The sequence below is a fragment of the Mesorhizobium sp. B2-5-4 genome (assembly GCF_006441095.1).
Classification (GTDB): Bacteria; Pseudomonadota; Alphaproteobacteria; order Rhizobiales; family Rhizobiaceae; genus Mesorhizobium; species Mesorhizobium salmacidum.
In genome coordinates, this window is sequence record NZ_VFUR01000005.1 from 176,550 (window position 1) to 188,654 (window position 12,105).

Annotated in this window: 7 protein-coding genes and 1 pseudogene; 1 reads left to right on the forward strand and 7 read right to left on the reverse strand. The window is 63.0% G+C overall.

All coding sequences use genetic code 11. The features are described 5' to 3' along the window. Positions 1 to 38: 38 nt before the first annotated feature. The 5 genes from FJ492_RS29450 to FJ492_RS08470 are packed head-to-tail and all read right to left on the reverse strand — an operon-like array spanning position 39 to position 6,933. Positions 39 to 2,054 carry a DUF2817 domain-containing protein gene (locus FJ492_RS29450; RefSeq protein WP_140769464.1) on the reverse strand — a complete coding sequence of 672 codons (2,016 nt, stop codon included), beginning with the start codon at positions 2,052 to 2,054 and terminating at the stop codon, positions 39 to 41. A gap of 22 nt (positions 2,055 to 2,076) precedes the next feature. Further along, positions 2,077 to 3,603, reverse strand: a complete 1,527-nt coding sequence (locus FJ492_RS08455) for an FAD-binding oxidoreductase (protein ID WP_140769466.1) — start codon at positions 3,601 to 3,603, stop codon at positions 2,077 to 2,079. After that, a complete protein-coding gene (hisC, locus tag FJ492_RS08460; protein ID WP_140769468.1) occupies positions 3,600 to 4,721 on the reverse strand; it encodes a histidinol-phosphate transaminase in 1,122 nt (373 codons plus the stop codon). Before hisC ends, FJ492_RS08455 begins: the two co-directional genes overlap by 4 nt. A gap of 47 nt (positions 4,722 to 4,768) precedes the next feature. Beyond that, on the reverse strand, positions 4,769 to 5,896 hold the full coding sequence (locus tag FJ492_RS08465; RefSeq protein WP_140769470.1) for a 2Fe-2S iron-sulfur cluster-binding protein: 1,128 nt from the start codon (positions 5,894 to 5,896) through the stop codon (positions 4,769 to 4,771). Further along, positions 5,893 to 6,933 (reverse strand): aromatic ring-hydroxylating dioxygenase subunit alpha, encoded by a 1,041-nt coding sequence (locus FJ492_RS08470; RefSeq protein WP_140769472.1) that lies wholly within the window; start codon positions 6,931 to 6,933, stop codon positions 5,893 to 5,895. The genes FJ492_RS08465 and FJ492_RS08470 overlap by 4 nt, the downstream gene beginning before the upstream one ends. Positions 6,934 to 7,054: 121 nt before the next feature. Here FJ492_RS08470 and FJ492_RS08475 point away from each other — a divergent pair, with 121 nt between their 5' ends. Beyond that, positions 7,055 to 7,972, forward strand: a complete 918-nt coding sequence (locus tag FJ492_RS08475; RefSeq protein ID WP_140769474.1) for a LysR substrate-binding domain-containing protein — start codon at positions 7,055 to 7,057, stop codon at positions 7,970 to 7,972. Between the two features lie 1,487 nt (positions 7,973 to 9,459). Here the strand turns inward: FJ492_RS08475 and FJ492_RS08480 are convergent. Beyond that, positions 9,460 to 9,705 (reverse strand): annotated as a pseudogene (locus tag FJ492_RS08480) (IS481 family transposase); the annotation flags it as partial. Between the two features lie 756 nt (positions 9,706 to 10,461). Further along, positions 10,462 to 11,799: a hypothetical protein gene (locus FJ492_RS08490; RefSeq protein ID WP_140769478.1), complete on the reverse strand. Its 1,338-nt coding sequence runs from the start codon at positions 11,797 to 11,799 to the stop codon at positions 10,462 to 10,464. Positions 11,800 to 12,105 lie beyond the last annotated feature (306 nt).

The following is a 12,105-nucleotide window of genomic DNA, read 5'->3' on the forward strand; positions in this document are numbered from 1 at the left end:
CCGGTGCGAACCGGACGCTTCGAGGATGCGGGCTTGCCTCACAGTGTCCGTGCCAGGAATTGGCGCAGACGCTCCGAGCGCGGGCTGCCGAACAGCTCCGCTGGTGCACCCTCTTCCTCCACCTTTCCCTGGTGGAGAAACAGAACCTTGTGGGAGACCTCGCGCGCGAACTGCATCTCATGCGTCACGAGGATCATGGTGTTGCCTTCCTCCGCCAGTTGACGGATCACCCGCAGCACCTCGCCGACCAGCTCGGGATCGAGCGCCGATGTCGGCTCATCGAAGAGGATGACCTTGGGCCGCATCGCCAGTGTGCGCGCGATCGCCGCCCGTTGCTGCTGGCCGCCGGACAACTGGCCGGGATAATGGGCGTGCTTGTCGGCGAGCCCTACCTTCTTCAGCAGCGCGTGCGCGTGTTCGATGGCTTTATCGCGCGGCTCCTTCAGCACATGCCGGGGCGCTTCGACGATGTTCTCCACCACCGTCATGTGCGGCCACAGATTGAAGTTCTGGAACACCATGCCGACGCGGGCGCGGATCCGCTCGACCTGCGCCATGTCGAGCGGCCCAAGACGGCCGTTGGACAGCGGCTTCATCTTGATGAGTTCGCCGTCGATGGCGACCTTGCCGCCGTCCGGCTGTTCCAGAAGGTTGATGCAGCGCAAGAACGTGCTCTTGCCCGAGCCTGACGAGCCGATCATGGAAATGACTTCGCCGGCGTGAGCGGTGAGATTGACGCCCTTCAGCACCAGAAGCGAGCCGAAGCTCTTGTGAAGCTCGTCGATCTGCACGGCCGGCGTCGTGGTCTTCGCCTCGTCGGCGGGCACCGGATCGGCAACCCCAGCGCGAATGGTGGGCGGCGGCGGTTCGCCTTTGATGGCTTCGTCCTGATCCAGCTCGACAGCCTTCAGGTCCGCCAGCGCGCGGTCGAAATGGCGCAGGCTGCTGGACAGGCAGGCGCGCTGCCAATCCGGATCGTCCGGAATGAAGGCAGAGCGCAGCGTGTCCCGGATCCGTTTGCCCAGCGGCGAGTCGGGCTTGCCGAACAGATGCAGCCAGTTGTCGGCCTGCACCGCTTCCATGACGGCCGGGCCGTTCAGCGTGCCGCATTCGACCACAAGCGGCAGCACGCGCGCGTTCGGCATTGCCTTGCGGACGGCGTCGGAGACATAGCCGGTCGCCGTCGCAGCGATGCCGGTGCCTGTCTTGGCGCCCGGGCCGGTCAGCACGGTCGACAGCGCCGGCCCGAAAATGGATTTGCCCCAAGCAAGGCCAGCATGCTCGGAACTCGCCACCGAAAGCAGCGCCGGATAGCCGTACGGCCCTGCCCCCGTATGCAGATCAAAGACAATGACTTGACGCGCCTCGCGGGCAAAGGTCTTCAGGATTTCGTTCAGCGTCCTGTTCGACCAGACCGGGCCGCCGCCACCATAGAACATCCCGTCGGCGAACTCATACTGGCCGGCCTCGACAATCGCCGCCAGCCCGGCATGCCCAAGCCTCCTGCGTGCCGCGGCGAGCTTCTCGTCAGCCGCTATTCGATCCGGCCCTTCCCATTCGCGGTATGCCACAGCGTCGTGGAGACCGGCATAGCCGTTGTTGACCGGAGCACTCGCCGACCAGTCGATGAAGTTGCGGTTGAGGTCGACATTGTCTTCGTTGACGCGCCGCGACCACGCCGTGCCCCACGGATTGATGAGGTGAATGGCTAGGATTGCCGTGTCGTCAGGCAAGCGCCGCAGGTTCTTCTGGCCGAGCCATGCGGTTTGGCAGGTCGAGCCGAACGGCCCCTCGACACCATGCGTGCCCGAGATGATCACGATCAGCTTGCGCGCATCGCGTCGACCCAGCAGCGCCACATCTGTCGCCAGCGCCTCGCCATCCGGTCCGTTCAGCGGATGGACATACTCAGACAGTTCCGCGCCCGCCCGCTCCGCCGCCTCGCGAAAGCCCTGGCGCAAGGCGGCAAAGTCGCCGGGATAGGCTAGTGCCGGCTCATCATGGCGCGTCGTTGATCCCACGGGACGTCGGGTGGTTGCGGTCAATCCGTTCATTCCCTGCGGTTGCGGCATGGGGCTACTCATCGTTGAGGTCGCTCGCGTTGTTGAGGGACAATCGGTGCCCATTGCCCGAAAGGGGCGGCCTGGAGGACCGGACAAACCAGGCATCGCGGGGAAGCACCTTGTCGGGGTTCATGATCGACTGCTCGTCCAGCGCTCGTTTCACCCGCTCCATCGCGTCGAGCTTTGTCGGGTCAGCTGTCGTCAGCAAGGAATGGATGCGTTTTGACCCAACACCGTGCTCGGCTGAAAAGGAACCGCCAATCTCCCGGAGCTGTTGATAAAGGACCCGCTCGACAGCCTCCGCGACGTCAGGCGCCAGCGGGCCCTTCCGGTTGAGGATGATGTGCAGGTTCCCATCGGCGAGATGTCCGAAGACATAGGGTGCAAGACCCGGTTCGACGGCGGCGAGCCTAGGCAGGATTCTATCGAGATAGGCCGGAATTTCCGACAATGGCACAGACACGTCGAACGAAGGCGCCTGGGGATGAGCGCGGTAGAGCACGCTGGTGTCCTCGCGCAGCCGCCACAGCTCGTCTTCCTGCCGCCGCGAGTCGGCGATGATGCCGGTCGCTTCGGGATACTGCTGCACCGTCTCCAAATAGATACGCTCGAAGTCCTCGCGCAGTGCATTTTCGTGCGCGCCGCCAAGCGACAGCAGCAGGAACAGCGGCTGATCGAGCGGCACGCTGGGTTCAGACCATTCATGCGCGGCGGCGGCCAGGCCGAAATACGAGGTCCACATTGCCTCGGCCGCGCGCAGATGCCCGGCGTCGGATTCAAGCGCCAGCCGAATTGTCCGCAGGGCCGCCTCGACCGACGGCAGCCCGAACAGCGCGGTCGCTGTGGCGCGCGGTGAAGGATCGAGCTTGACGGCCACTCGGGTGACGATGCCGAGCGTGCCCTCGGCGCCGATAAACAGATGCTTTAGATCATAGCCGGCTGAATTCTTCACCACTCGGGTCAGGTCGGAATAGACCGATCCGTCGGCCAGCACGGCCTCGAGGCCAAGCACGCGGTGCCGCATGACGCCGTTGCGAAAGGCCATCACCCCACCGGCGTTGGTCGACACCATGCCGCCGATCGTCGCCGAGCCGCGCGCGGCAAGGTCGATGCCCGGCTCTAGCCGGTGTTCGAGCGCGGCCGTCTGCAAGGCTTCGAGGGTGACCCCGGCCCCGACCACCGCCACGCGTTCAAGCGGATCAAGCCGCTCGATGCGGTTCATGCGCATCATCGAAAGGACGATCTCGCCTGGCCGCGAAACGCTGCCGCCGACCAGGCCGGTCCGCCCACCTTGCGGCACGATCGGGATCTCGTTCTGGCGGCAGATGCGCACCACCGCCGCGACTTCGGCGGTCGATAAAGGCGCAACGACGATGCCGGCGCTACAATCCGCGCCATTCGAGCCAAGGTCGATCGCCCCGGCATCCTCTCCGGTACGCACATTCGCCGCACCGACGACATCGCGGATCGCGTTGATAACCGACGGCGGCACCGCCTGGTCGGTCGAGTTCATTTGCCTTGGAGACGCGAGGCCGGTCATCGCGTTACCAATTCCTGGACGGCCGCAATCAGCCGGTCGTTGTCAGCCGGCAGCCCGATAGTGGCGCGCAGATAGTGCTCGTAGCCGGCTTCGCGCCACGCCTTGACAATGATCCCTTGCTTCAGGAGACCGGCGGCGAGGTTCGAACTGTCGCCCTTGCAGTCAAAGAACAGGAAGTTAGTCTGCGACGGTGCAACCCGGAAACCAAGGCCGGCAAGCGCGGCGGCGGTGCGCGCGCGCTCGGCCCTGACGCGGCCTGCCGACGCCTTCATCCAGCTTTCGTCGACGAGTGCGGCGATGGCTGCGGTCTGCGCCGCCGCATTGACGTTGAACGGCGTCTTGGCAGCGGCGATCACTCGCGCCAGTTCGAGGCTCGAACAGACGGCATAGCCCACGCGCAACCCCGCCAGGCCATAGGCCTTCGAAAATGTCCGCAGCACCACATGGTCGATGCCGCTGTCGCGCAGGACCTTGATGCCGTCGGGTGCGCCGGGATCGGCAAATTCGAAATAGGCTTCGTCGAGGACAAGAAGCGTGCCTGGCTGCACGGCGCCGATCAGCCGTTGCAGGCTGGAATGGTCGAGGCCCGGCCCGACCGGGTTCCATGGCGAGGATATGAAAACGATCCGCGGCCCGGCAGCGATTGCCGTTTCGAGCGCAGCAAGATCGAACCCCATTTCGGGTGTCATCGCGATCTTGATGACAGCGGCACCCGCCGCCAGCGGCTCTATCTCATGCAGGCCGAAGCTCGGCACTGTGGTAACGACAGAGGCGCCCGGCACCAGAACGGCGCGCGAGATGGCGGCGATCATCTCCTCGGAGCCGTTGCCGGCAACGATCAGGCCGAGATCGATCGCCAGCCACTCGCCAAGCGCTGCCCGCAGCGCCATGCAGGCCGGATCGGCATAGCGCCAAGGTTCGAACGATGAGGAGGCCAATGCGGCCATGACGGCGGGTGAACAGCCGTGGGGGTTCTCATTGCTGGCCAGCCGGGCAATGTCGTGGCGGCCACTCAGCGCCCGCGCCATCGCAATGTTCATGCCGGCATTGTAGGGCGGCAACGCCGCGATATGCGGATTGAGCGGCAGGCTCGACACTGGTTTGACCGACTGTTCCAAATTCCGACTTCCGTTTCCCCGCGCGCATACGCGGCATCGCGATCTTGTCAAATATCCAGGACGATTGATCCGCTCGGCTTTGAGCAGCACAGCAGCACTTCGCCTGCCCCAAGCTCGTCCAGCGGTTCTTCGAAATAGACGACGTCGCCCGAGACCAGCCGCGACTTGCATGTGCCACAGATGCCGGACCGGCAGCTGAACTCCGGTTCCAGACCCTGATCCTCGGCAAAGTCGAGCAGCGATGCGGCGGACCCGTCCCAGACAGCTTTGAGGCCAGATTTTCGGAACTCGACGATTGTCTCCTCGGCTGCCGGCGCGATTCTTGCCGTCTGCGCAACAACCGCTGGGGTTCGTACGGCATCAGGCTCAAGCACCGTCGCCGGGCCGAAGAATTCGTAGGCGATGCGGTGCTTCGGCACGCCAAGCTCGCGCAACATGGCGTAGATCGCTTTCATGAACGGCGGCGGACCACAGAGGTAGAAATCGTAATCGTCTAATGGTAACAGGCGCTGTAGCACGGACCGCGAAATCATGCCTTCGCTGTGGAAGTGTTGCTCGGCATTGTCGCGTTCGGACGGGGATCGGTAGCAGTAGTGCGCGGTCAGGCCTGGCCGTGTCGCCACAAGGCCGGTCACCTCGTCGCGCAAGGCATGCACGTCGCCGTTCTCGCAGGCGTGAATGAACACGGCACGGCGGCACGGCGTCGAAGCCAGCGCATGCAGCATCGACACCATCGGCGTCAGCCCGACGCCGCCGCTGAGCAGCACGACTGGACGGCTGCTCGAATTGTCGAGCACGAAATCGCCGCGCGGCCCTTCGGCCTGAAGTATGTCGCCGACTTCGATCCGGTCATGCAGGAAGCATGAGCTTATCCCGTCAGGCAGACCGGGCGCGGGTGCTGCTTCACGCTTTACGCTGATCCGGTAGCGACCCTTGGCGGCCGGGGAACAGGAGACGCTGTAGTTGCGCAGCACATATCCCTTTTCGCCGGCCGCCTGCGGCACGGGTATCTTGAATACTAGGAACTGGCCCGGTTCGAAATCGCGCCAATCCCCTGGATTGACCGGCTTCATGTGGAACGACGTGATGATGGCGCTTTCGCGCACCTTCGCAACCACCCTCAGGTCGCGAAATCCGCTTCTTGCGATGGTGTCGCGAGCGGTGAATGCGTTCATTCGGCGGCCACCAATTGCTGGCTTTCGCTGGCGATCAGCTTGGCCAGGTTGCGGCGAAAACGCAGCGGCCCGACATCGATCTTGAGATCGAGATTAGGTGTGCGCTTGTTGGCCATGCCCTTGTGCACCGCATTGAGCACTGTGCGGTCCTCATCGAAGGCGCCGCGTACGGAGGTGGCGAACTGGCGCGAAACCTCCAGGTCGTCCGGGGCGAAATTGCGCATCTGGAACCAGTAGTATTTGGTCTGGTTCTCGTCGACCGGCGTCATGAAATTGTAGCTGTCCATAAGGAACACGTCCTCGTGCAGCGGCTTCCCCTCGCCCCCGGTGCGGGCCGGCACGAAAATCGCCTTGACGATCGCGTTGGAGGGGTAACGCACTTCGTAGTGCTGCTTGCGGTCGCAATTGCCGGAGAATTTGAGGAAGGGCGCATAGAACGGCGCTGGCGCGGCATCGATCACCCAGCGCCACACCGTCACGCCGTCCTCGCCGACGGTGGTTTCGAGCGGCGCATCCTCCATGGCCTGAACACCGCCAAAGGAGGACTGGTGGACCCAAGACACATGCGAGGGGTCGAGCAGGTTATCGGTCATGTAGAGGTAGTTGCAATCCAGCGCCATCGACTCGCCGCGATTGACACCCCACGCCGGATCGCCCCAGTGATCGACCGCGAAAATCAGGTCGGGATCGGCCTTTGCCGCCTCACCCATCCATATCCAGAGCAGTCCGTAGCGTTCGGCGATCGGATAGGAGCGGACGCACGCGACATGCGGTATCTTTTCCGCGCCCGGTACCCGCGTGCAGGTTCCCGTGCTGTCGAAGGTCAGGCCGTGGTAACCGCATTCGACCGTATCGCCCTTGATGCGGCCCATGGACAGCGGCAGCTTGCGATGCGGACAGGCGTCTTCGAGCGCCGCCACCACGCCGTCGGTACGGCGGTAAAGAACAATGTCCTCGCCAAGGATCCGGATCGGCACCAGCTGGCCGGCAATCTCATGATCCCATGCGGCAACGTACCAGCAGTTTCGAAGAAACATGGCGTCCTCCCCAGCTTGTGAGCCCAAATGAATATCTTGCGAGTTCGGGACGACATAGGACTTGCATCTGCGTTCTATTTTAGAAAAACTAGATCAAGCTGACCCCAGGATCGTTGCCCAGGTGAACAAGACGCCCCCTCTGCGTGCGATACAGGCCTTTGAGGCGTTTGGCAGGCGTGGCAGCGTGACGGCCGCGGCAAACGAGCTCGGTGTATCCGTCGGCGCTGTCAGCCAGCAGATACGCAAGGCCGAGGATGCATTGGACGCACGGCTTCTGGAACGTCGCGGCAGGAGCATCGCCCTTACAGCACTGGGCCGCGTCTACCACGCGGCGGTTTCCATCGGCTTCGAAAAGATACGCGAGGCCCAGGATGTCATCGAACGGGCCCGTTTCGCCGACACTTTGACCATCTCCTGCCTGCCGTCGCTCGCCAGCAAATGGATCGGTCCGCAGCTTCTGGATTGGCAGATCGGCCATCCCGGCGCCACCGTGCGACTGGTCGGCGCCGAGATAGAGCCAAGGCTGAGCGCTGAACAGGTCGACTTCCGCATTTCCTACGGCACCAAATACCGTGATTTCGAGCACTACACCGAGTTGTTCACCGACTGGGTGGTGCCGGCCTGCTCGCCCGCGCTGCTGGCGAAACATCCGGTCCGCAAGCCCGCCGATATCCTCGATCTGCCGCTTCTCAGTATCGAATGGGCACGCGACCATCGTTCGCCGCCCACATGGGCGGAATGGGCGGCAAGCATCGGCGCGGTGCACCGCAAGACATCGGGTGAAGTCGCCTTTTCGCTGTCGAGCGCCGCGATCGATGCTGCAGCCAACGGCAGGGGCTTCGTGCTGGCACAACTGTCGATGGCCGCCGACGACATTGCCTCGGGCAGGCTGGTGGCGCCGTTCGACAAGCGCGTCAGGCTGCCAGAGCCCTATTTCCTGGCCTGGGACCGGGCGATGCTGGAAAAACCTTTTGCGCCAGAGCTGCGAACCTGGATTGTTTCAATTTCCAAGCGGCTTGGCGCAACCTTGGCAGGTTAGCCGAGCGCTGATCTCGGGACGCACGTTCCGTCTGTTCTCACAAGGACAGAAGGTCGGATGGTCGGCTGACTGAATGCCGAATCGCGAGCCTTTTTAGATGTTGGATCGGGGCTTGAACGCGCCTGACTAGCCGAAAAACCATCCCTTTCGCACGTCGTTGCCGCCGATTACCGCACGCATCGTTGCAAGGTCTTTCGAGACCGGCAGCCTGAGTTACGTGTGGCAGGTGTTATCACCGAGAAGGAGAAAATTGGCGAACAGGCCCGCGATCATTTCCTTCAAACCTCGGTGACTCATTGGATAACGCTCAATTCAATTTCGACTAATTAAACGTAACTCATTGATATAACATTCAACTGTGAACCCGGAGGGACTCGAACCCCGGCGAACCGGTTGTGGATCAAGGGTTCGACGTTCGCCTAACTCCGAACCAAACATCCGCAATCGATCCTCTGACAGGGGCCGGCCTCGGCAATCTTACGACCTGGCAAACATTGCCCGCCAATACCCCCCGCCCCAACAGAGTAAAGTACCGACGCAAATGTGGTTGACGCCGGACCCCAGATCCGGGCACCAGTGATGATGCCCAGACGCGGGCGAGGCCTGAAATCCAGCACGGCTTCTACGGCTTGTGAAAGCGTGAATTTGTGCTGGCTGGGGGTCCAGGTTCCGTAGCCAGCTGACGTGCACTGCCCCTGAATCTCAAGTAGAGAATTTGATGCGGGCTGAATCCGCGATGAGATGTGCCCCCGGTCTCCGGCTACATGGCGAACGCGCACTCTTTGGGAGGCAGTTCGTCCCAGTGCTGGGGATGCGATCGAGATGGCCCTTTGAGGACCATCATATTTTCATGGCAATCTTCCGACGTCAGATCGGGGCTCTTGTTACGTCGGCTTGATAGCTAATACTTGAGACGGCGCCTCGCCTTGGTCGGAGTTGTCGTCGCTCCGATGCCAATGACCCGGGCAGGCGATAAGTCTCAAGCGACGTCAGGGGCGAGGCGCTGCAGGTTCGTTGATGCCTGCAACGCGAAGGCCGGGAAAACTTTTCCTACAATCAGACTGTTGCCGTTTCCCCGTCATTGCTCATGCACTCGCGGGAGTTCGCGGCAGCTGTGCCAGCATGGGTCGACAGGTCTCCGCTGTGCCTGTGAGAATGTCCGCGGCGAGGGGCTCTCAGGGTAATGTATCGTGCTATGTAGCGTTGGTTGTATCGCTGGAAGGAAGGGCCGTCGGGAGACAGGCGGGAAATTGATGTTTTGCCCGATTGCGGGTTAGAGTCCCTCCCTCTCCGCCATATAAATACGTGTGAGATATCCGGGCTAGCTCGCTGCAACTTACCGCGCGTGCCGCAGGGCTCCGCCGCGGGCGGCGAGGGCGTGGACGCTTCCTTGCTGGCCACGCTCAAGACGCTGCGCTGCGGCTCGCCAAGGAACGCCAGGGCCGGCCTATGTGGTGTTCTCCGACCGCACGCTGATCGACATGGCCGAGCGGCAGCAGCGTGTAGTGCCGGAAGGCGACGATGACGGCCTCCTCGCCGAGCGAGAGCACCGTCGACCGCAGCTCTTTCGGCCTGGTCGGAAGGTCGGTTGTTGAGGTCCGCTCCCCCCTTGGCGACGGTCTTCTGGTTGATCCCTAGCGCTTGGCCAGCGCCCTCAAGCTCTCTTGACTATGTTGTATCGCTCGACGGACCGCCTCTGTCGTCGTGGCGCTCCCATGGAGAACCTGGCCCATAGTGCCTCCTTTGATTCGGGAGACAAGAGTGCCCCATCAAAGCCTGGGATCAAACACCTAGGGTGCACCTATGTCAGCCTGATCACTTTGCCCGTCGCGTCGAGGTCGCATCTGATCCGCGCCTGCCGGATCTCGGCGCCACCTTGCCTTTTATAATGGATGCGAACTGCTATCGGGGCCGAGACCGCGCCTCGGCTTAGACGGCGTAAGGAACCTGCGCTCGTCGCATGTATACTCACGACGCCAAACGGGGAGGCGGCCGACGCAATCGCGTCACGGCAGGCGCGAACAGTTGCACCCGGCGTGCCCGGTATTGCTTCGATTGCCGTCACGGCCGATGAGCGATCACCCTCTCCGTAAGGCCGCAGGATGCGTGGCAGGGAGATGTGTGGCACGCCTGCGTCCGGGGCGGTCGTGGCGGCGGGATGACCAGGGGTATTGCCTGGCGGAGCGCCTGCTGGGGTACTTTCGGACGAGGCGCCTTGCCCACTGAGTTGGCCGCTGGCTCCGACACTTGCGCCTACTGAGCCGTCGCCTGTCCCGACCGAAACTCCGGCGTCGGCTCCTACGCTACCGACGCTCGCGCCAATACCGATTGACGCCCCGTTCTGGCCGACGCCCACACTGGTGCCAACCCCGACATTGCCGGCCTTGGCACCAACTCCTGCCTCAATAGCCATGGCAGGTTGAGTCGCGATTACAATCGAGAAAACGGCCGCGACGTATCTGCTCATCGCAATCCTCCATCCCCGGCTGTCATTGACTGAACCCCTCAGCCGGGGGTCGCGTGGGAAGCAGCGCGTCTGGCAGCGTGATCGTCGTCAGGCGAACGACCCGCGACTTGGGCACTCCCGCGTTGCCGACCTCGTGCTGCCCTCGGTTGAGCGATCTGCGCCGGGGCGCATGTGCGCTTGCGCGATCGGTGGGGAGTGCCTTTGCCGCGTTTTCGATATGCGAGGTGCAGCGCTCAGCCGAGCGCTTGAGAGCCTCGATGTCCTTGCGGGCCGACGCGAGGTCGCGTGCCAGGTCAATGGCTTTTTTGCGCTCCTGCTCCGCCGCCTTGTTGAACGCCGTCGATATCCGGGTCAATTCCTCCGTTGCGGCGTCGCCTTCCCGCCGAGCAGTTTCAAGATCACTCGCCGGCGCGTTTGCTCTCTCGCGTTCCTGTGCGAGCGCGTCGCCAGCCTGCCTTGCAGCAACTTCAGCAAGCTGCCTGCCCTGGATGGCGCCGGCCCGCGTTGTTGCTGCCAGCTTCGCGCTCGCCTCCAGCGCTTCGATGGACTGACGGGCCCCGGCGATATCACGCTCCAGGAGCCCGACTTTCCGCCGCTCCTCTTCAAGCGTCTGCCTGGCCTCGGCCAGAGACCTTTCCGCGGTATCGCGTGCAACGGCCTCGGCACTCAGGCGCGGCTGCGCCAGGTCGCGCGGAAGCCCGTCGGCTTTTTGCCGCTGCGCTTCAAGGGCAGGTTGCGGCTGGTTCATCGGGTCGGCGACCGCGCGCGACGGCGCGCTTGCGTTTTCTATGACGCGCCGCGTGGCAGCCAGTTCTTGGCGAGCCGCCGCCGGTTCGCGGGGCAGATTTTCCCCATGCGCACTGCCGGTCTTGAGTGCATCGATATCATCGATATCCTTGTGCAGCGTGAGGAAGCTCTGTTCACTGGCTGCGCGTTCGCGTTCAGCCTGGTCATGCTCCCCCTTAACCCGGACTTGCGAGGCAAGCGCTTCGGCGCGAGTTGCCTCGCTTTCCCTCCGAGCGGCGGTCAGACCACGCCTCAACGCGTCGACCCAAGACCGCTCCCACCCCAGGGCTTGCCTCTGTTCCGCCGCAGCAGATTCCGACGATCCGCCATCCGGCGGCACGATTTGGGTGGGAGCGACAGGAGGTTTCGTTACTGGCGGAGCGAGCCCGACTGCTGCAAATCCAAGCAACATCATGAGACAAAACGGAATGAGGCGCAGCGGGGCGGCTCTCGATTGTTTGCGGTCGTCATACTGTTTAAGGCCGTCATGAAACAAGGCAGCGATCGTGTATACCCGGTCAGGACAGTCGCCGAGGGGCGCGGAAGCCGAGTTGGATCTCCGCTCGTAATTCATTGCGGATCCTCCATGGCGTCGACCGCGCTGGTGAAACGCTGTGGCGTCAGTCGGCGAAACCCGAGCGCCCCGCGCTAACACGCCAGGCAAACCTTAGGCAGATCATCAACCTACCAAAGGCAGGTCGGGGTCGTCAGTTACCGAATCAGGGTAGGGGACTTCCGAATCTTCTCAAAACTGTCGGCACAAATCCCCTAAAGGACTAACCCGGACATCTCACACACAATATTTCGGCGAAGGTCTTCGGCTGAGATTTGCAGGCATCTGAGCTGCGGGCAAGGGCCATCGCCGAGGAGCGGCGGGCTT